Source organism: Bacillus sp. JH7 (genome assembly GCF_001563515.1).
Lineage (GTDB): Bacteria > Bacillota > Bacilli > Bacillales > Bacillaceae_G > Bacillus_A > Bacillus_A cereus.
The window spans coordinates 330,406-352,276 of sequence record NZ_LPUS01000011.1 but is presented as its reverse complement, the minus strand read 5'-3'; the positions used below and the strand labels follow the sequence as shown (position 1 = coordinate 352,276).

The following is a 21,871-nucleotide window of genomic DNA, read 5'->3' as shown; positions in this document are numbered from 1 at the left end:
TTTTTCACCCTTCCGCTTTTAATTCTAATAGTAAATCTCTTAGTTCAGCTGCACGCTCGAAGTCTAACGCTTTTGCTGCTTCTTTCATCTCTGCTTCCATCTTCGCAATTGTCTTTTCGCGCTCTTTTTTCGTCATTTTCTTAGCAGGAGTTGCTTCGTATGTTTCTGTCTCTTCAGCAGCTGTCGTTGCACGGATAACATCACGAACGCCTTTTTGAATCGTTTTCGGCGTAATACCATGCTCTTCATTGTAAGCTTCTTGTATACTACGACGACGCTTCGTTTCTTCAATCGCAATTCCCATAGATTTCGTTATACGATCTGCATACATAATAACGCGGCCGTTTTCATTACGCGCGGCACGACCGATTGTTTGAATTAATGAACGTTCTGAACGCAAGAACCCTTCCTTATCAGCATCTAAAATAGCTACAAGTGATACTTCCGGAATATCTAATCCTTCTCGTAATAAGTTAATGCCGACAAGTACATCAAATTTACCGAGGCGAAGATCACGGATAATTTCAATACGTTCTAACGTTTTAATTTCAGAGTGAAGATAGTTAACTTTAATTCCTACATCTTTTAAGTAATCCGTTAAATCCTCTGACATTTTCTTCGTTAAAGTCGTAATTAATACACGTTCATTTTTTGCAATGCGATCTTGAATCTCTCCTAATAAATCGTCAATTTGCCCTTCAATTGGTCGTATATCAATTGGCGGATCTAAAAGTCCTGTTGGACGAATAATTTGTTCTATTACTTCTGGTGACTGCTCTAACTCGTACGGTCCTGGCGTTGCTGAAACATAAATAACTTGATTTGTTTTCTCTTCAAACTCATCAAACATAAGCGGTCTATTATCTAGAGCCGATGGCAGACGGAATCCATGATCCACAAGCACTTGTTTACGTGCTTGGTCACCGTTATACATCGCTCTTACTTGCGGTACTGATACGTGCGACTCATCCATAACGATTAAGAAATCTTTCGGGAAATAGTCTAATAACGTATACGGCGTTGCCCCCGCTGGACGAAGTGTTAAATGACGGGAGTAGTTTTCAATACCTGAACAAAAGCCCATCTCGCGCATCATTTCTAAATCATAACGTGTACGTTGCTCTATACGCTGCGCTTCTAACAACTTACCGTTATCATTTAACTCCTTTAAACGCTCTTCTAATTCTTTTTCGATATTTTCAATAGCGACCTTCATTTTCTCTTCACGTGTAACGAAGTGAGATGCTGGGAAGATTGCTACATGATCACGTTCTGCTAATACTTCACCTGTTAACGCATTTACTTCACGAATACGATCGATTTCATCACCGAAAAATTCAATTCGAATACAATGCTCATCAAGTGATGCCGGGAAGATTTCAACTACATCTCCGCGTACACGGAATGTACCACGCTTGAAATCAATATCATTACGTCCATACTGTACATCAACAAGTTCACGAAGCAATTGATTGCGGTCTTTTTCCATACCAACTCGAAGCGAAACAACTAGCTCGCGGTATTCTTCTGGAGAACCTAAGCCATATATACACGAAACACTCGCAACGATAATTACATCGTCCCGTTCAAATAATGCAGACGTTGCCGAGTGACGCAATTTATCAATTTCATCATTAATCTGCGCATCTTTTTCAATAAACGTATCTGTTTGCGGCACATACGCTTCTGGCTGATAATAATCGTAGTAACTAACAAAATATTCAACTGCATTATTCGGGAAAAAGTCTTTCAACTCACTATACAACTGCCCTGCTAACGTTTTATTATGAGCCATAACAAGTGTTGGCTTTTGCACTTCTTTAATGACATTTGAAATCGTAAATGTCTTACCCGTTCCTGTCGCTCCAAGCAACACTTGCTTTTTCTTTCCACTATTAATTCCCTCTACAAGCTTCTCTATAGCTACCGGCTGATCACCTTGCGGGGAATACGCTGAGACAATTTCAAATTGACGTTCCAAGAAAATCCGACCTCCTCATAAAAATCTGTATTATTATTTTACCACGAATACCTATAAAAAACCTAAAAAAACGAACAGATATTCGGTAAAGTTTTCGACAATATACACATAAAAAAAGGAAGGAGTAAATACCTCCTTCCTCTACTAGTTCTATTTTTTAGGTACATATACTAAGTCATATCCATTGCGCCCAGCTTCATTCATACAATCTATTAGCCGATAAGTACTTTCTGATTCGCGCTGCTCTTTAATAATACTTTTACAACTATCTTTATATAACCCTTTATCCTTCCCAGCAAATTTGTCTTTTCTATTATCTGACACATAAAATATATCGTTCCCACTATACTCTAACGTTTGAAAAATCGGGTCCCCTTCAAGGGTATACTGTACAATTCTTATTTTATCAACTTCCCTTTGCTCGACATTCAAAACGAACTTTTCAAATTTATCTAGATTGAGAATTCCTGCTTCCTTTACAATGACATCATTCTTCTTATCAATTGTAGTGCTAGATGGTGAACATGCTACTAAACTAAAGAGAAATAGACTTATAAAACTGGTTCTTTTTCCTATTGTCATCCCCTCCTATAAAAATTATTTGTATACCAGAAAAGCTACTTTCAACTATGAAAGTAGCTTTTCTTTTCCTTTCTCCTTCTTCGGAAAAATCACATATGAAAATGAAATCGCTGTATCAACTAAAAATATAATCGCCCACACTTGACTCACGCGACTTGCAGCTTTATTTAAAACGATTCCCGATTCTAACCAATTACCCCATTGTTCAAATGGAATAAATCCATACGCGAAGAAAAAGAATATGTGCACACCAACGAATAAAACAAGATGTAATACCCAATTTTTTATTTCCTGCTTTGCATAGGCCATACCTGTTAATTCTACCTGTTCTTCAATAATAGGCGCCGGTTCATTACGCCATTTCGCAACTGATTTTTGTACAAATATATCAAGCTTCTTTAAATCCTTTTTCCCGTAGAAAACTGCATACAATAAAATAATTACCGTAATGATTTGAAAGTTAGAGAACTTTCCTGTTTGATAATAGTCCACTACCCCTAAAGTTAAAATAAATACTTCATTTATGAGTAGTACAATCCCCATAATAAAGCTTGCCTTCTTCAAACGGAATCCGTAACGGAGTAAAAAGAAACCGATAGCTGATAACCAAAATACAATTTCTGCCCCAATTAAAAAATACCAACGATATTCTGCAAGTATACTCATTTATCCTTCTCCTTTTCATCATATATACGAAAAGCTTCATCCATATATAATAAAAGTTCTTCTTCAATTGGATACATGCTCATTTTCTGTGAATCTTCCTTCGATTTTCTAACTTCCCATAACTTATCTAAAAATGCTTCATCACCATTGGCCATTTCTAAACACTTCTGCATTAATCTCTTCGTTGCCCGTTGTACCTCATCATTTGCAGTTTCTTTACAATCTTTCATAAAAGTGCGAAATTGCTTTAATAAATCTACCCACTCTAAAACATTCGGATTTTCTTCACTCATATTTGGCAAATTATGAAGCAATTTTTGTTCTTCCTTTGAAAATACATCATTTTGAAATATTTCACGTATACGAGAAGACTGTTTCGAAAGCTGGATCAGTTCAAACATAACTTTCCAATCGAGCTCTCCCTCCACATCTACCGAATAAACAACTGCTTGTAAAACGCGCTCCATTCGATTGAATTTCTTTTGTTCTTCCTGTACAAATCGAAGTTGTTTTTCAAGCGAATCCTTTAAGTTAAGCTCACCTTTTACTAACATATTCGCAGACTCTTTTAATGAAAATCCCATTTCCTTTAAAAATAAAATTTGTTGGAGACGTATTACGTCAGCTTCACTATATAAACGATGTCCACCCTCTGTTTTTCCGCTCGGCTTTAATAAATCTATTTGATCATAATAACGTAGTGTACGTACTGTAACCCCTGTTTCTTTCGTCAATTCTTGTATTGAAATCACTACCATCACCTCTTCCCTCTCATTATAAAAGATGACGTTACGTAACTTTCAAGCGTTTTGTTAAAAAAATACAAAAAGCTGTTTATACTCTTCGTATAAACAGCTTTTACGGAAGTAATCCTTTTTGTACAGCGCGCCCACAAAATAAAATAAGTGCTCCAACGACAACACTCGTTGCTGTTTTATGATAATGAGCTGACACTAATAAATAATATGATAAACCTACAGTGCCAAGCATAATACAAATACTCGGTACTGGATTACGAGAGAAGTTCTGCATTCCCCAAAACAAAGCAAAAATAGCCGTAGCGACACATAATACCGGTAATCCCATCCCAGTTCCCCTTTTTCTATCTATTATTCTTTGTTGCTAACACGCTCGTTGATGCGATACTAATTAATAAATCAAAACCAATCCTTATATATTTAAACGTTTACTCTAATTGAAATCTCTCAAGCTTATCATTTATTTTCTTTCTCCTTACTCCAGCGTAAATATTTCCTCCACCTTCACTCCAAAATACTTGGCGATTTTTAAAGATAACTCTAGACTCGGATTGTAATGATGGTTTTCAATCGCCACTATCGTCTGCCGCGTCACTTGCATCGCCTTTGCCATTTCAACTTGCGTTATATGATTTTGCTTTCTTAACTCTTTTATTTTATTTTTCACACCCATAGGCTCCACCTTCAAAAGTAAAGATATCTTTACTTAAATTATAAATATTTTCCAGTTATAAGTAAAGATATCTTTACAAATTTTAGAAAAATATTTCATTAAACATCTACTCTAACGAAGTACAAGAGTAATTCAATTTATATCAGCGATTTTTTAAATATATCAGCGCAACTCCATTTATATCGGCGATTTTTTAAATATATCGACTTACCGACAAATATCGACATCCGTAGCGCTACTATAATCATAAGAAAAAGCTGTCCCCAAATACCTTCGGGAACAGCTTTCTCCTCTACTACATAAATCCTAGCGCATATACAAGAACGTATCCAAGAACCGATAAGCAAACCGAGCCAATCAGCCCCGCCACGAACGCTTTGCTTCCTAACTTACGGAACGTTTTAAACTCTACATTTAAACCAAGTCCTGCCATCGCCATTGCGATTAGCATATAAGCAATGACAACAATGTATCCCGCAACAACTTCTGGAATAATCCCGAGCGAATGCACTGCACTCATCGCTAAAAATCCGAAAATGAACCACGGAATCGGAAGATCACGCCACGATCTTTTTTCCTTGCTTCCTTCACTCTTTCCAAACCATAATCCAATTAAAATTGCTACTGGTACGAGCATTGCAACGCGCGTTAACTTCACGATAACTGCGATGTCTACAGCTGTACTTCCTCCTGGCGCCGCAGCTGCGATAACATGAGCAATTTCATGCAGCGTGGCCCCTGAGAATACACCGTAACCATATGGAGATAGGCCAAGCACTGGATATAATAACGTATAAATAAGCGTAAATATCGTACCTAAAATAGCAATAATTGCAGCCCCAACTGCCGTTTCATCATCTTTTGCTTTCACTTGCGGCGCAATTGCCACGACCGCTGCCGCCCCGCAAATTGCTGTACCACATGCTGTTAAAATCCCAAGTTTCTTTTCTACCTTAAATACTTTCGTTAGTCCATATACAACGAAAATCGTAAATGTAATAACAACCGCTGCGATGACCAATACTTTCGGCCCTGCCTTCGCAATATCAACAAGATTTAATCGCATTCCAAGTAAGATGATTCCAAAGCGCAGCAACTTCTTACTCGCAAAGTTCGTCCCTGCAATCGCATCTTGAGGGACTCCAATTGCAGCGCGCCAAACCATCCCAATTAGAATAGCAATTACTAATTGTCCCATAATATTTAAAAATGGAAGCTCTGCTAAATATTTCGCGGCAATTGCGATTAATAATGTAATCCCAATTCCTTGCGAAAATCCAAAACGCTTCTTCTTTTGTATAACAAGTGTTTGTTCCATTTTGAACCACTCCAATAATCGTATTGGAACATGCATGTTCTTTCTACTTACATTATAAGAGAGTTTCTATAATAAGTTTAATACCAATACCAAATATCTATCATTAGAAATACTTATGATAAGATGATAGAAAAAGAAAGGAGCCCATTATATGAACGTAGACATTTTAAAAATTTTTGTTACTGTCGTTGAACAGAAACACTTCTCCCGTGCAGCAGAATTATTAAACCTTTCACAGCCTGGAGTAAGTATGCATATACGCAACTTAGAAAACGAATTTGGCACTACACTTATTCAACGCTCCCCGAAGCACGTCCAAGTTACTGAAGCTGGAAACATATTATATATACATGCAAAGCAAATGCTCTCTCTTTACGAAGATGCGAAACAAGAAATTAATGAACTACATAACGTTGTAACAGGAACACTTCGCATTGGTGCTAGTTTTACAATTGGCGAATACTTACTTCCAAAAATACTGGCTAACTATGCGAATGAAAATCCACACGTCGAAGTTCATACTTTCATCTCAAATACAGAAGACGTTTTGCAAAGCCTTCGCTCTAATCAAATTGATATCGGCCTAGTGGAAGGACAAGTCGTATACGCCGACGTAGATGTTGAAACATTTATGCAAGATGAAATGAAGCTCGTCGTCCCGCCAAATCATCCATTACTCCGCACAAATGAAATAAATGAAAGGACACTCCAAGATCAAGTATGGGTATTAAGAGAAAGTGGTTCTGGTACACGCGCTTATAGTGACCGCTTTATTCATCAACACCATTTAAAAATGAAACGATTCTTTACATTCAGTAGTATCCAAAGCGTAAAGGAAGCTGTTAGTGCTGGGCTTGGCATCGCTATCCTTTCTGATTGGACTGTACGGAAAGAGCTACTAGCAAAAGAACTATTCCACGTCGAAGTTCCAAATGAACAACTAATCCGTCCGTTCTCCATCGTGCGCGGTAAATATTTCATTCCATCTAAAGCCATTCAAGTGTTCTTAAATCATGTAGATTCTTTTGCGAAAAAACAGAGTTGACCTTCACATTAGTGTGAAGGTTTACAATACATGTAAAAGGAGTGAAATACATTGCGAATTGGAGAATTATCAAAAGAAACTGGCGTTAGTGAAAGATCACTAAGACATTACGAAGAAAAGGGCTTACTCCCTTCTAAGCGCCTTGCAAATGGTTACCGTGATTTTGATGAAAGTGCCATCGAAAAAGTGGAGCTTATTCAAATGTACTTACAAATTGGCTTAAATTTAGAAGAGACGGCAAGGATGCTGCGCTGCCTTGAAATTGAACCGCACCTGTACGACAATCCGTGCAGCAGTATCCTTACGCTTTACGAAGATAAACTCAATGAAGTAACAAAGCAAATCTCATTGCTTTCCAACATCCAAACGAATTTGCAAAAACACGTTTCACTCCTAAAACATGCAAAAGAAAAGGGATGATTACATGTTTGTTATACATGGCAGTTCAAGACAAAACGGAAATACAGAAGCTTTAACACATATGATGATAGAGGACATTGAAACAGAACAAATTTATTTGCGTGATCATACCGTCTATCCTATTACAGACCAACGTCATGATGCAGAAGGATTCCAACCTGTAAATGATGACTATAAGCAGTTAACCAACCGCATGCTAGAGCACGACACGATTATCTTTGCTACACCATTATATTGGTACGGAATGAGTGGACATATGAAAAATTTTGTTGATCGCTGGTCACAAAGCTTGCGCGATACATCTCTTCATTTCAAAGAAAAAATGAAAGGCAAAAAAATGTATGTTGTCATCGTTGGCGGGGACAACCCAAAGGTAAAAGCATTACCGCTTATTGCTCAATTCCAATATATCTTTGATTTTGTTGGCTCTTCATTTGAAGGTTATGTTATTGGGAATGCGAATGGACTGGATGAAATTAAAAACGATGCTGAGGCGCTGGCAAAAGCACAATTGTATAATGATACATTCAAAAATAGCGAACAGAAATAAGTTTGACAAACCCTTTTGTATGCGCATACAATAAAAGTAATATTATGAAAGGAAGGTACTTTGACCAATGAAGTTCTAATTCTCTTATTTATTTCATCCATCACAAATAGTGAACAAAAATGATGAAAACTAGCAGGGGATTAGTCTGTCCATTTGTCGATACTTTCTTTCGAAACGATCATGTAAAAAATCGTTTATTTATGTACGATTTTTTACATACAAGGGCGACGTTTATCCTCTCTAGTGAAACTAGGGAGGTTTTTTTATGACTATTTTATTCGCAAGTAATATTGAAAAGAGCTTTGGTGATCGCACACTATTTACATTACCATCACTGGAAATTCAAGCACAGGATCGCATAGGAATTGTCGGAGTCAACGGAGCTGGTAAATCTACGTTATTACAAATATTAAGTAAAGAAATAGAAGCTGACAGAGGCATAGTAACTCATCATAGTTCTATCAGCATCATTCCTCAGCTTAGCGAAGAACTACCGGAAACTGCTTCTTCTCTTGCAAAAGGAAAATGGAGTATTTCAAACGTTACCGACGCAATGAGCGGCGGTGAACGAATGCGGCTAAAGATCGCCCATGCTCTCGAACAAAATGCAGGCATTTTATTCGCTGATGAACCAACAAGCCACTTAGATATGGTCGGTACAGAGCAATTAGAAAAGGCACTTTCATCTTATAAAGGAGCACTTGTTTTAATATCGCATGATCGTGAATTTCTAGATAATATATGTACCAAAATTATTGAAATTGAAGACGGTACTATTCAAGAGTACAAAGGGAATTATTCAAACTATCGAAAACAAAAAGAACGTGAACGAATACAAAAACAAGCAGAATATGAGCAATATGTACAAGAAAAAAATCGTTTAGAACAGTCCATTCTACAAAGAAAGCAACGTGCTTCTAACATGACAAAAATCCCAACGCGGTTCAGTTCATCTGAATCTAGACTTTATAGGTTAAGTGGGGCTCATGGCCAAGAACAGGTTAGCAAAGCAGCGAAGGCATTAGAGACACGTCTCGAAAAACTAGAAAAGAAGGAAAAGCCAAAGGATCTTTCTCAAGCTCAATTTGACGTGCAATACCATACTCCCATTCATAGTAAGGTGGCAGTACAATTCAATAAAGCAACAAAGAAAATAGGCGACCGCACACTATTTAAAAATATGAATGGAACTATTGCCCCTGGTGCAAAGCTTGCCGTTTTAGGGGCAAATGGAAGCGGAAAAACCACTTTGTTCAACATGCTTCTCACAAACGAGCGTGGCATGCAGCTATCGAAAAGTTGTAAAATTGGATACTTCGAACAAACATTATCTATTTTAAAAACAGATAAAACCATTTTAGAAAATGTTCTAGAAGAAACAAACTATACAGAAGCATTCGTTCGCACAATACTTGCACGACTTCTATTCCGCCGTGAGGATGTTCATAAACCTGTGCACGTTCTAAGCGGGGGTGAACGAATGAAGGTTGCACTGGCAAAAGTATTTTTAGGAAACTATAATATGCTTCTGCTAGATGAACCGACAAACTATTTAGACTTAGCAACGCAAGAAGAATTAGAAACCATGTTACAAGAATATCCTGGCACAATACTTTTCATTAGCCATGACCGTGCCTTTATTCGCTCTGTTGCAGACCATATTCTACAAGTAGATGAGAGTGAACCAAGAATCTTCCACGGTAATTACGAGCAATACACAAAAAGAACCACCGGAGCTTCTGTAAACGTTACTGAGCAAGAATTGTTACGATTACAAACAAAATTAACAGAAGTCATCGGCCGGATTTCCATTCCAAATCATCACGATGACATCACATCTCTCGAACAAGAATACGCAAAATTATTAACTCAAATTCAAAAATGTAAAGAAGCGCTCTAATGTCTTCCCTATATATCGACGGGGCCTTCCACATTTCCCAAGAAATATTGAAACTTCGACATACAAAGTAAAAAGCCGTGCATCAGCACGGCTTTTTACTTTATATGCGGACAGCAGTCCCGCTCACCGCAACCATTAACATACCTTCGCGAACTACTTCGTAATCCACGTCGATACCAACAATTGCATTTGCATTTTTTTGTCTTGCGAAAGTTTTCATCTCTTCCATTGCGATGTCGCGTGCTTCTTTTAATTTACTTTCATAAGCGCCAGCACGACCACCGACAACGTCACGAACAGAAGCGAAAAGGTCACGAACGATATTCGCACCCATAATCGCTTCTCCATTGACGATATCGATATACTCAATAATTTCTTTTCCTTGAATTGTAGACGTTGTTGTTACAATCATACTTTATAGCCTCCCATATGAGATTTTTACCTACTTATGGTGCACTAATTCAGTACAAATTATATTTACGAACTAAACTGAGCTTCGTATAACCTACTGTATCCTCCGCCTTGCTCAATTAATTCATTATGTGAACCTTGTTCTGCAATGCCATCTTTATTTACAACGACGATGCGATCTGCATTTTTAATCGTTGCAAGTCTGTGAGCGATAACTAGCGTTGTGCGACCGACAGCTAATTCAGCAAGCGATTTTTGAATCGCAAGTTCTGTCTCTGTATCTAGTGCAGAAGTTGCTTCATCCAATATTAAAATTGGCGGGTTTTTCAAGAACATACGAGCAATAGCTAGACGCTGCTTTTGTCCACCTGAAAGTTTCACGCCGCGCTCACCGATAACAGTATCTAAACCTTCCGGCTGTGAGTAAATTAAATCTTCTAACTGCGCACGTTTTACCGCCTGCCAAATTTCAGGCTCTGATGCCTTTAAATTTCCGTAAGCGATATTTTCACGAATTGTTCCTGAAAATAAGAACACGTCTTGCTGCACGATTCCAATTTGCTTACGAAGTGAAGATAATGTCATATCTTTCGTATCAATCCCATCAATTTGAATTGATCCAGATGATTGCTCATAAAAACGTGGTAATAGGCTACATAACGTCGTTTTCCCAGCTCCTGATGGTCCAACGAACGCAACCGTTTCACCTGCATGTATTTTCAAACTAATGTCATTTAAAATTGGTTCTTTATTTTCATATCCGAACGTAATGTTGTTATATTGAATATCACCATGTACATGTTTAACTTCCATTGCATCTTTAGAGTCTACAATGTCAGGCTCTGTTTCAAGAAGCTCTACATATCTTTTAAAACCGGCGATTCCCTTCGGATAGCTTTCGATTACCGCGTTAATTTTTTCAATTGGGCGGAAGAAAATATTCGTTAATAGAACGAATCCGATAAATCCACCGTACGTTAATTCTCCTTGCAGAACAAACCATGTACCGCATATTAAGACGAAGAGCGTTACGAGCCGCATGAGCATATAACTAATCGATGAATTTAACGCCATAATTTTATACGCCATTAATTTCGTTGTACGGAAACGAGCGTTGTTGACAGCAAATTGCTCTTTCTCAAACTTTTCATTTCCGAATGCTTGTACAACACGAATTCCCCCAACATTGTTCTCAATGCATGCATTAAAATCAGCAACGTCTGAGAATAAACGTCTAAATGTACCTGTCATTTTTTTATTAAAGTAAAGTGCTAACCATAATAGGAATGGAATGACGAAGAACGTTAATAACGCTAACTTCCAGTTGATCATCATCATAAATGAGAATGCCCCAACTAAAGTCATTACGGCGATAAATAGATCTTCTGGTCCATGGTGAGCAATTTCCCCAATTTCCATTAAATCGTTTGTAAGGCGTGAAATTAAATGACCAGTTTTATTATTATCAAAAAATCTGAATGATAGCTTTTGAATATGATCAAATAATTTCTGCCTCATATCTGTTTCAATGTTAACACCAAGCATATGTCCCCAATATGTAACGACATATTGTAAGCCTGCATTTAACATATAAACTGCGAGTAAACCGAAACAAGCCCATAAAATAAGCGTCCAGTTTTGCCCTGGCAATAACTTATCAATAAATTGATTTACGATAAGCGGGAAGCCGAGTTCTAATAATCCTGCGACAACCGCACAAGAAAAGTCGAGTATAAATAAACCTTTATACGGTTTATAGTACGAGAAAAATTTACGCAGCATATCTTACCTCCATTTTCCAAAATTAAAAAGACTCCCTAAATGATAACCATTATCAAATAATTATTCAAGTTATCCGTCTATGAAACTGAAAATAAGCTTTGCGATAGTTGTCGTTTTTTGCTGGAAAGTCGATATATTCGAATAATCGCCGATATATTTCGAGTTGCGCTGATATATTTGCAAAATCGCCGATATATTTCAAGTTGCGCTGATATATTCGGATAATCGCCGATATAAATTTCATTTACTAACTACTCTCCCATCCCCCAAAAATAAAAAAGGTACCACCACAAGGTGATACCATTCCTTCTATTACATCGCTTCCGAATCCCACTCATGCTCCTGTTCAACGAATACAATACCTAATTCGTGATGTCCACCAGCATATAATGCAGTTTGTGCAAGACGAAGCTCACCATTTGTATCTAATACTTCTAATTTACAAAATGCTCCTGTCGTCTTCGTTTGAAGCGCATCATAAAATTCCTCGGCGCTTTTTGGAATGACTCCATTTACTTTCGTAATAATTTCTCCAGGCAGTAATTTTAGCTCTGCTCCAATTGTATTTGGAATTGTATCTAGTACAACGAGCCCATCATTGCGTGCAGCAAAATATGCTGGTCTTGTTTCATCGGCAATTTTCTCTTGCATCGAAATTGTGAAACGCCCAAGCATTGCGACTCCCATCGCGATAATTGCAAGTACGTGCCACCAATAACTTGCGATTCCTAAAACGAGCACAAGTCCTGCTAATCCATAAACACGTCTTCCTGTAAATAATAAAGCTTCCGTCGGCTCATAACTTTTAATCTTTCTCATAAATCCAATTAAAAATGGAACGAGGAATAGAGAATATGTATTTGAACCGATTGAAACGACAGGCCACCATGAAATAAACTGCGTTACCGCATCACCCGGTACAAGAATAAAAATAGGAACGATCCATAAACGCTTTGATTCGTGTAAACCAATCTTTAATCCACGCTTCCCCTTCCTAATCCTCGGCGTCGAATATCCTACTGCGTTTTTAGAAATCAATAAGCCTTCTACAATAAGCATAACGCCTAGTAAAATAACAAGGGATACAATGGTACTCTCTTCACCTTCTCGAAGCTGTAAAAAGGAGACTGGTAGCTTAGAAGATAATAGAACACATACAATCGCAATGCTAAATGTATAAGCTGCCGATAAATATCGATACATAGCCGTTAATCCAAATAGTAACGTCCAAATTAAAATGGCCCATAAGCTTGCTTTAGAAACAACAAGTCCAAGCCCAATCGTAACAATAGATACTACTAATCCGTATCCAATCCCTGCAAATAGAGAGGTTCGCAGTTCAAACCAAATATCATAAACTTTAAAAGAAAAATCTTTTCGTTCTCTTAACATACGTAAGTATCCAACGAAGATACTACTTATTACAAATATATAGACAGCAGGGTGTAAGAAAAAACGTCCAACTGCCCGCATTATTTCAAAAATCCACGCCTCCATGAACTCATTCACCACCATTTATATCATTCTTTCTTTTTATATTATCATAACTAAACAAACGTTTGTTTAACACAAAAAAATACAGGCAGCAAACTGCCTGTATTTCTTCTTATTTTGCCATTAATTTTAATGCTGACTGTAATTGTAGATCATTTTCTCCAGAACGAATTTTTTCGATAATTTTAGTTTGAATCGCTTCAGCTGTCTTTTTATCAAGCTGTCCTGTCGCTTCCATCTCATTTGCATTTTGGAATGCTTTCAGAGCCGATTCTGTCTCTTTACTAAAGTATCCATCTTCACGACCTGGTACATACCCTAAGCTCTTAAGCATTTCTTGAGCATGTTTTACTTGTACATCATTTGAATTGTATGAAAGTGTTTTTTCAATTTGAATTGGTGTCGCATGATAATAATTTGGTTGCTTCACTTCTACTGTTGGCGCGATTCCTTTTTTATGAATCCAGTTCCCATCCGGTGTTAACCATTTAAACATCGTTAATTTAATGTTGCTGCCGTCTTTAAATGGAACAGCTTGCTGGACAGTACCTTTACCAAATGTCTTTTCACCAATTAAATCGTATCCTTCTCCTTCTTTTAGCGCACCCGCTAAAATCTCTGAAGCAGAAGCACTTCCATTATCAATTAATACTGAAATTGGATATGGTTTTCTCTCTTTCAGTTCCGTAGAGAATTTCTTCTTCTCACCATTTCGCTGCTCTACTTGTAGCATCGGCTTTTTATTCGTCATAATTTCCCCTAGTATATCTTCTACACTATTTAAATAGCCACCAGGATTACCACGCACGTCAATAACTAAGCCTTTTATATTTTTCTTCTCTAACTCTTTTAACTGATCCTTAAATTCTTTCGCTGTATTTTCAGCAAAAGAAGTGATTTGCATATAACCGATATCTTTTCCGCTCTCTTGCTTCACAGAACTAAATACTGTAAAGATTGGAATCTTTTCACGCTTAATTTTAAATACGATCGGATCAGTTACTCCCGCACGTTTAATTTCAATTGCGACAGTCGTTCCCTTTTTACCACGAATTTTTAATACTGCTTCTTCACGTGATAAGTCTTTCACACTGTTTCCATCTACAGATAAAATTTGGTCATTCGGTTTAATTCCTATCTTTTCTGCTGGTGAACCTTTAATTGGCGATACGATAATAAGCTTACCGTCCGTCTTGTTCACCTCAGCCCCAATCCCCTCTAATTCGGGATCAAGCGATTCACTAAACTGTTTGGCTGTTTCTTTATCCATATACGTGGAATAAGGGTCCTTCAGCGTAGACAACATACCTTGTATTGCACCTTCAACTAACTTTTCATCTTTCACGTCTTCCACATAACGTGAATCAATTAGTGCATACGCCTCATTAATTTTTGCCAAATTCCCTTGCGCAGTGCTAGCATTCCCACTCGAAATTGTTTGCGTTACTTCTGATGGGTTAACCCCAAATACAGACATGCCTGCAAACATTCCGCCAGCACCAATTAAAAATGCAACAACCATTCCAATAATTGCAACTCTACGTTTCAATGCGGAATTCCCCTTTCCAAAACACACAGGTGGTGTAGCAAAAGGCATCACACAGTGTGTGATGCCTTTACCTATTTCTACTATATGATAAGCTTGTACGAATTATGTTTGCAACTTTTTATACTTTTAAGAAGCGACGAATTGACATTACACTTCCCCACATACCGATTAAAGCACCGATTAACACTAGTAAACCAGCTAATTGGAATACGAACGGACTGTATGGTAGAAGCTCGAAAATTGTTCCGCCAAGTTTTTCATTAAACACACCTTGCAACGAATTATACGTAATTAGAATTAGGCCAATTGGAATAATTGATCCTAATACTCCTAAGAATAATCCCTCTAGCAAGAATGGCCAACGAATAAACCAGTTTGTTGCACCAACAAGTTTCATAATTTCAATTTCTGTACTACGAGCATAAATTGTAATTTTAATTGTATTAGAGATTAAGAACATCGCTGTGAATAAAAGACCAGCAATTAATGCAATCCCAATGTTACGACCAGTTTTTACAGTATCAAATAATCGTTCAACTTGCCCTTTTCCGTACTGAACATTACTAACAAACTGCATTTTTTCAACCTTCTTCGCGATTGTCGCTGTATCGGTTGGTTCTTTTGCTTTTACAACGAATACGTTTTTAAGTGGGTTATCTTGTTCAAATAACTCAAACGTTTTTCCACTATCACCTAAGCTTTTAATTAAACGTTTTAACTCTTCTTCTTTAGAAGAATATTTAATAGAATCTACTTTTGCAATCTTACTCATATCTTCTTCTAATTTCTTTTGATCCGCTTCTTTTGCAGCTGGATCAATGTGTACACGAATCTCTACATCTTGCTCTACTTTCGTCGCAAAATGGTTCATATTCATAATCGCTGTTAAAAAGACACCTACAAGTAATAATGTAACTGTTACTGCACTAACAGAAGCAAATGTCATCCATCCGTTACGTGATAGATTCTTTACACCTTCTCGCAAATGTCGACTAAGGGTCTTAGCCTTCATATCCGTATCCTCCCTCAATCTCATCTCGAACAATTTTTCCGCCTTCAATCGCGATTACACGATGACGGATTGTATTTACGATATCTGCATTATGCGTCGCCATAACGATCGTTGTGCCGCGCTCATTAATGCGAGTAAAAATATTCATAATATCAAGAGCTGTTTCAATATCTAAGTTACCTGTTGGCTCATCGGCAATTACAACCTTTGGTCTATTTACAATTGCTCTTGCAATAGCCACACGTTGTTGCTCCCCACCTGAAAGCTCACTTGGAAGTGCGTCTGCGCGATCTTCAAGGCCTACAAGACCTAGCACTTCTGTTACACGCTCACGAATTGCATCCGGTTCTTCTTCAATTACTTCTAAAGCAAACGAAACATTCTCATATACCGTTAATTTAGGTAGCAATTTAAAATCTTGGAAAATTACGCCTAATTGACGACGAAAATACGGAACGTCTCTTTCTGCCAATGTTTCGATAGTAAGTCCATTTACATTAATAGATCCTGTAGATGGTTTCTCTTCACGATACATCATTTTAATAAATGTAGATTTCCCGGCTCCACTCGGTCCAACTACGTATACGAATTCACCTTGTTTAATGTTAACTGTAAGACCAGCAATGGCTTTCATACCATTCGGGTACTCCTTATAAACATTCGTCATTTTTATCATTATTTATCACCCAATACTTAATGATTTTTTTCGAAATACTTTTCTGTACATCTGAAAATAAAAGACATCCTTCATTTTCATTTAGTCATCCTTGTTGAAGGTAGTTTACTTATGCTTTCTCATAAGCAATACCACTCTATGTAATATATTTCAGCAAAATTCTACAAACCCCATTGTAACATCAAACGGTTTCCAATTTGGATACATTTTTGTTACAGTTATGTTACATACCAGAAAAAAGGAAAACGAGCTGACTATATTATCAACTCGCCCATTTCACCTTTTTATTTATGTTCAGCTAACCATTCAGATACTTTTTTCGCATCTTCACCTTGAATAAGTCCTGGTGACATTGAACCACGGCCTTTTTTAATAATCTCTTCAATATCTGCAGCGTCGTACTTACCGCCTACTTTTCTTAAATCAGGTCCAGTTGCCCCTGATAAATCTGTTGCGTGACATCCCGCACAACTTCTTTGGAAAATTTGTTCTGCGCTGTCTGTGCTTGCAGACTGTTTCGAAGACTTACTCTCTTCTTTATTTCCGCATGCTCCTAAAGCAAAAACAACCGATGTCCCTAGCGCAATAGCCAACAATTTCTTTTTCACTTCTATCGCTCCCCATTGTTGATATTCTTTTTATTCCTAACACACTCATTTTCATTATAAGCATTATCTTTATATAGAAAAACTAAGGTGTATTTCATATTCCTCAAAAATACAGTGAGAACCTTGATAAAATAAAGCTTTCATAAGTTGTTTCAATTCTGTGAACAACTTAAAAAACTTCTATAAAGTATCCTTTTTAAAAGAAAAATTAGAAAAGTTCTATATAAATCTTTACCCTATTACCGCTCTATTTTACTATTCTCTACTTTTTACAAAACAATATACAGCATTGTAATCTACATATAATCCCATCAAAAAGAGAAGTTGTCGTTTCCAACTTCTCTTCCTCTTTACTTCATCTATAAAAATAGAATCAAATTCTTTATATCCTCTATTGTCCTCAGCATGCGCCAACAATTTCGTTGGCTTTTTTTACGCTTATTAGATGCGAGAACGTAAGTAAGCATCAATAAATGGATCAATCTCTCCATCCATAACAGCTTGTACGTTACCAACCTCCGTATTTGTACGATGGTCTTTTACAAGAGAATACGGGTGGAATACGTAAGAACGGATTTGGCTACCCCATCCGATTTCTTTTTGCTCTCCGCGAATTTCATCTAATTCTGCTTGTTGCTCTTCTAGTTTCTTTTGATATAATTTCGCTTTTAACATCTTCATCGCATGCTCACGGTTTTTAATTTGAGAACGCTCCGACTGACACGTTACAACTGTATTTGTCGGTGTATGTGTAATACGAACTGCTGAATCTGTCGTATTTACGTGCTGCCCACCCGCTCCACTTGCGCGGTACGTATCAATTTTTAAATCTTCTGTACGTACTTCGATTTCAACTTCATCATTGAACTCTGGTACAACTTCACAAGATACGAACGATGTATGACGGCGCCCTGAAGAATCGAATGGTGAAATACGTACAAGACGATGTACACCTTTCTCTGCTTTTAAGTAACCGTAAGCGTTATGACCTTTAATTAATAAAGTTACACTCTTAATACCAGCTTCATCACCTGGTAAATAATCAACCGTTTCTACTTTGAATCCGCGTTTTTCAGCCCAGCGTGTGTACATACGTAATAACATAGAACCCCAGTCTTGTGACTCAGTTCCACCTGCACCTGGATGTAATTCTAAAATCGCATTATTTTTATCATAAGGATCACTTAATAGTAACTGAAGCTCATACTCATTCATTTCTTGAATTAAGCCTTTTACTTCTGATTCTAATTCCTCATGTAAATCTTCATCATACTCTTCTTTTAAAAGCTCATGCGTGATTTCTAAATTTTCGAACGTCTCATCTAACTGACGGAACTTTCCAACCATATCTTTTAACGCATTCGCTTCATTAATTACAGCTTGCGCGCCTTGTTGGTCATCCCAAAATCCTGCGCCCATCATTTTTTCTTCTAATTCTGCAATTTGTTTCTCCTTAGTAGGGAGGTCAAAGAGACCCCCTAAAAGCCGCTAATCGCTTAGCCATTTTCTCTAATTCCTGTCTAATTTCTACTAATTCCATTTCCTTCACCTCTATGTAATTGCTGTTACTTTCGTATGAAAACAAGGGAAACTCTCTCCACTTATTACGGAGAGAGTTTAATCCTTCTTAATTATACATTTTTGATATAAAAGTTTGCAAAACAGCCAAAGCTACCGTCCTATATTACTGAACGATACCACAGCAGTTTTTATATTTTTTACCGCTACCACATTTACATAAATCGTTGCGGCCCACTTGGTCACCTTTTACAACTGGCTTTTTCTTTGCTTCTTCGCCATCGCTAGAAGGATGAACAGCTTCACCTTGAACAACTTCTTGACGTTCTAAGTTTTGTTCAATTTCAGCTTTCATAATGTAACGAGAAATTTCCTCTTCAATAGAGGCAACCATTGACTCGAACATCGCGAATCCTTCCATTTGGTACTCACGAAGTGGATCGATTTGACCGTAAGCACGTAAATGAATACCTTCACGAAGGTGATCCATCGCATCAATATGCTCTGTCCATTTCGTATCTACAACGCGGAATACAACAACCTTCTCAAACTCACGCATTTGCTCTTCTGGCATAAGCTTTTCCTTTTCATTGTATCGCTCTATTAATTTCGCGATAATCGGTTCGCTCATTTCCTCAGGAGCAAGGCGACGTAATTCTTCTTCTTTTACATCTCCGTCTTGAAGAAGGTTTGTATTTAAGTAGTCAACAAGACCTTTAATGTTCCAATCTTCTTCAATTTCCTCTTGTGTATGAAGGGCAACAGCACGTTCTACTGTAGATTTCATCATACCTTCAATAATGCCGCGTAAGTTGTCAGACTCCATTACCTCTTGACGCTGTTTGTAAATAACTTCACGTTGTTGACGAAGTACATCATCATATTGCAGTAACTGCTTACGTGCATCATAGTTATTTCCTTCAACACGTTTTTGTGCAGATTCTACCGCACGAGAAACCATTTTACTTTCAATCGGCTGAGAATCATCCATACCAAGGCGGTCCATCATTGCTTTCATATTATCTGAACCAAATCGGCGCATTAATTCATCTTCCATCGATAAGTAGAACTGCGTAACACCAGGGTCCCCTTGACGACCAGCACGACCACGTAACTGATTATCAATACGACGACTTTCGTGACGCTCTGTACCAATAACTGCTAAACCAACGTTTTTCACATCGTCTCCAAGCTTAATATCTGTACCACGACCTGCCATGTTCGTCGCGATTGTTACAGCACCTTTCATACCAGCCTCTGCAATGATATCTGCTTCACGAGCATGGTTTTTCGCATTTAAGATGTTATGACGTACACCTTTACGCGTTAACATTTTTGAAATAAGCTCTGAAGTTTCAATTGCAACTGTACCTACAAGAACAGGTTGTCCTTTTTTATGACGATTTACAATATCTTCAACAACAGCATTGAACTTACCTTCCATTGATTTAAAGATTAAATCGGCACGATCATCACGAATAATCGGTTTGTTGGTCGGAATTACAATAACGTTCATATTGTAAATGTTACGGAATTCCTCTTCCTCTGTTTTCGCTGTACCAGTCATACCAGATAATTTTTCATACATACGGAAGTAGTTCTGGAATGTAATTGTTGCAAGCGTCATGCTTTCATTTTGAATTTCTACACCTTCTTTTGCTTCAATCGCTTGGTGTAATCCTTCGCTATAACGACGACCTTTCATAAGACGACCAGTGAATTGGTCTACAATTACGATTTCGCCTTCTTGTACAACATAATCTGTATCACGGTGCATAACAACGTGTGCACGAAGTCCCTGATTAATATGGTGAAGAAGTGCTACATGTTTTAAATCGAATAAGTTTTCAATATGGAAAGCTTTCTCCGCTTTCGTAATACCATCTTCTGTTAGCATTACATTTTTCGTTTTCACATCAAATGAATAATCTTTTTCATTTTCTAACGTACGAACAAATGCATTTGCAAACATGTATAGCTCTGTTGATTTTTGAGCTTGTCCTGAAATAATAAGCGGCGTACGTGCTTCATCGACTAAAATAGAATCGACTTCATCGATAATAGCAAAGTGAAGTGGACGTTGAACGCACTGCTCTTTATATAAAACCATGTTATCACGTAAGTAATCGAATCCAAGCTCATTATTTGTGCTATACGTAATATCAGCAGCATAAGCTTCTTGTTTCTCTTCGCGTGACATACTATTTAAGTTAATTCCTACCGTTAAGCCAAGGAACTCATGAAGTTGTCCCATTTCGCTCGCATCACGTTGTGCTAAGTATTCATTGACTGTAACAACATGAACACCTTTTCCTGTTAAAGCATTTAAATATACAGGTAATGTAGATGTTAACGTTTTACCTTCACCCGTTTTCATCTCAGAAATATTGCCTTCATGTAAGGCAATACCACCCATTAACTGTACGCCATATGGACGCATTCCAAGAACACGAGTTGCCGCTTCGCGAACAACTGCAAAAGCTTCAGGTAGTAGATCATCTACTGTTTCACCTTTTGTTAGACGTTCTTTAAATTCAAGCGTCTTTCCTTTTAATTGTTCATCAGTTAGTGGCTTAATAGATGACTCTAATGCATCAATTTGCTCAACTGTCTTTTGCATACGTTTAATTTGGCGTTGATTTACATCAAACACCTTTTTTAAAATACCGATCATAGGAAATACGCTCCTCTTTTTATTAAAATAAAACTTCCGATTGTTTTCTTTTTCTCTATTACAATCAGTCGTTATAAAAATCAAATGTATGTTATGCCAATTTTTCTCCTAATTAAAAAAACTAAAATGTATATACCTAATGATAATTGTAACACTTGTCTCATAACTATGACAACAATCGGCAAGATGTCGGGCCTTATATTCAGAAAAAGTTTTTATTTCATTTGTTACGTTCCTTTTCTCTGTCTCGCTAT

At 37.3% G+C, this 21,871-nt stretch carries 20 protein-coding genes; 4 read left to right on the top strand and 16 right to left on the bottom strand.

Going from position 1 to position 21,871, the window contains the following annotated elements:
- Nucleotides 1-4 precede the first annotated feature (4 nt).
- The 7 genes from uvrB to AU379_RS19055 form a co-directional block, all read right to left on the bottom strand.
- On the bottom strand, nt 5-1,981 hold the full coding sequence (gene uvrB / locus AU379_RS19085; RefSeq protein WP_000441054.1) for an excinuclease ABC subunit B: 1,977 nt from the start codon (nt 1,979-1,981) through the stop codon (nt 5-7).
- 150 nt (nt 1,982-2,131) lie between these two features.
- Nucleotides 2,132-2,563 carry a DUF4362 domain-containing protein gene (locus AU379_RS19080; protein WP_000151999.1) on the bottom strand — a complete coding sequence of 144 codons (432 nt, stop codon included), beginning with the start codon at nt 2,561-2,563 and terminating at the stop codon, nt 2,132-2,134.
- A gap of 45 nt (nt 2,564-2,608) precedes the next feature.
- Nucleotides 2,609-3,229: a hypothetical protein gene (locus tag AU379_RS19075; protein WP_000025194.1), complete on the bottom strand. Its 621-nt coding sequence runs from the start codon at nt 3,227-3,229 to the stop codon at nt 2,609-2,611.
- Nucleotides 3,226-3,987, bottom strand: coding sequence for a MerR family transcriptional regulator (locus AU379_RS19070; RefSeq protein ID WP_061139631.1), 762 nt, complete (start codon nt 3,985-3,987; stop codon nt 3,226-3,228). Before AU379_RS19070 ends, AU379_RS19075 begins: the two co-directional genes overlap by 4 nt.
- A gap of 100 nt (nt 3,988-4,087) precedes the next feature.
- Complete coding sequence (locus tag AU379_RS19065; protein WP_000524125.1) at nt 4,088-4,315, bottom strand: hypothetical protein; 228 nt, start codon at nt 4,313-4,315, stop codon at nt 4,088-4,090.
- Between the two features lie 147 nt (nt 4,316-4,462).
- Complete coding sequence (locus tag AU379_RS19060; RefSeq protein ID WP_000538364.1) at nt 4,463-4,660, bottom strand: helix-turn-helix transcriptional regulator; 198 nt, start codon at nt 4,658-4,660, stop codon at nt 4,463-4,465.
- Nucleotides 4,661-4,955: 295 nt separating this feature from the next.
- Nucleotides 4,956-5,978 (bottom strand): YeiH family protein, encoded by a 1,023-nt coding sequence (locus AU379_RS19055; RefSeq protein WP_000438439.1) that lies wholly within the window; start codon nt 5,976-5,978, stop codon nt 4,956-4,958.
- Nucleotides 5,979-6,129: 151 nt separating this feature from the next.
- On the opposite strand from AU379_RS19055, the gene AU379_RS19050 reads away from it, so the two are divergent.
- The 4 genes from AU379_RS19050 (at nt 6,130) to abc-f (ending at nt 9,893) form a co-directional block, all read left to right on the top strand.
- Complete coding sequence (locus AU379_RS19050; protein ID WP_061139630.1) at nt 6,130-7,023, top strand: LysR family transcriptional regulator; 894 nt, start codon at nt 6,130-6,132, stop codon at nt 7,021-7,023.
- 51 nt (nt 7,024-7,074) lie between these two features.
- Complete coding sequence (locus AU379_RS19045) at nt 7,075-7,443, top strand: MerR family transcriptional regulator (protein ID WP_001219199.1); 369 nt, start codon at nt 7,075-7,077, stop codon at nt 7,441-7,443.
- A 4-nt stretch (nt 7,444-7,447) separates the two neighbouring features.
- Nucleotides 7,448-7,993 carry a flavodoxin family protein gene (locus AU379_RS19040; RefSeq protein WP_030029315.1) on the top strand — a complete coding sequence of 182 codons (546 nt, stop codon included), beginning with the start codon at nt 7,448-7,450 and terminating at the stop codon, nt 7,991-7,993.
- A 265-nt stretch (nt 7,994-8,258) separates the two neighbouring features.
- A complete protein-coding gene (gene abc-f / locus AU379_RS19035) occupies nt 8,259-9,893 on the top strand; it encodes a ribosomal protection-like ABC-F family protein (protein ID WP_000153779.1) in 1,635 nt (544 codons plus the stop codon).
- A 100-nt stretch (nt 9,894-9,993) separates the two neighbouring features.
- Here the strand turns inward: abc-f and AU379_RS19030 are convergent, their stop codons facing one another.
- The 9 genes from AU379_RS19030 to secA form a co-directional block, all read right to left on the bottom strand.
- Nucleotides 9,994-10,305 carry a heavy metal-binding domain-containing protein gene (locus tag AU379_RS19030; protein ID WP_000637523.1) on the bottom strand — a complete coding sequence of 104 codons (312 nt, stop codon included), beginning with the start codon at nt 10,303-10,305 and terminating at the stop codon, nt 9,994-9,996.
- Between the two features lie 65 nt (nt 10,306-10,370).
- Entirely contained in the window at nt 10,371-12,086 is a 1,716-nt protein-coding gene (locus AU379_RS19025; protein WP_000944624.1) for an ABC transporter ATP-binding protein, read from the bottom strand.
- A 312-nt stretch (nt 12,087-12,398) separates the two neighbouring features.
- Nucleotides 12,399-13,583 carry a PDZ domain-containing protein gene (locus AU379_RS19020; RefSeq protein WP_000388615.1) on the bottom strand — a complete coding sequence of 395 codons (1,185 nt, stop codon included), beginning with the start codon at nt 13,581-13,583 and terminating at the stop codon, nt 12,399-12,401.
- A gap of 109 nt (nt 13,584-13,692) precedes the next feature.
- Nucleotides 13,693-15,177: a S41 family peptidase gene (locus tag AU379_RS19015; RefSeq protein ID WP_002005957.1), complete on the bottom strand. Its 1,485-nt coding sequence runs from the start codon at nt 15,175-15,177 to the stop codon at nt 13,693-13,695.
- Between the two features lie 70 nt (nt 15,178-15,247).
- Nucleotides 15,248-16,141 (bottom strand): permease-like cell division protein FtsX, encoded by an 894-nt coding sequence (gene ftsX / locus AU379_RS19010; RefSeq protein ID WP_000645027.1) that lies wholly within the window; start codon nt 16,139-16,141, stop codon nt 15,248-15,250.
- Nucleotides 16,131-16,817: a cell division ATP-binding protein FtsE gene (gene ftsE / locus AU379_RS19005; RefSeq protein ID WP_000594321.1), complete on the bottom strand. Its 687-nt coding sequence runs from the start codon at nt 16,815-16,817 to the stop codon at nt 16,131-16,133. The genes ftsX and ftsE overlap by 11 nt, the downstream gene beginning before the upstream one ends.
- Nucleotides 16,818-17,101: 284 nt before the next feature.
- Entirely contained in the window at nt 17,102-17,425 is a 324-nt protein-coding gene (gene cccB / locus AU379_RS19000; protein WP_000727971.1) for a cytochrome c551, read from the bottom strand.
- 441 nt (nt 17,426-17,866) lie between these two features.
- Nucleotides 17,867-18,965 (bottom strand): peptide chain release factor 2 gene (prfB, locus tag AU379_RS18995; RefSeq protein ID WP_096001716.1). Its coding sequence is split into 2 segments (ribosomal slippage): nt 17,867-18,892 and nt 18,894-18,965, totalling 1,098 coding nucleotides; the frame shifts between segments, so codons are not numbered across the junction.
- A gap of 144 nt (nt 18,966-19,109) precedes the next feature.
- On the bottom strand, nt 19,110-21,617 hold the full coding sequence (gene secA / locus AU379_RS18990; RefSeq protein WP_000579387.1) for a preprotein translocase subunit SecA: 2,508 nt from the start codon (nt 21,615-21,617) through the stop codon (nt 19,110-19,112).
- Nucleotides 21,618-21,871 lie beyond the last annotated feature (254 nt).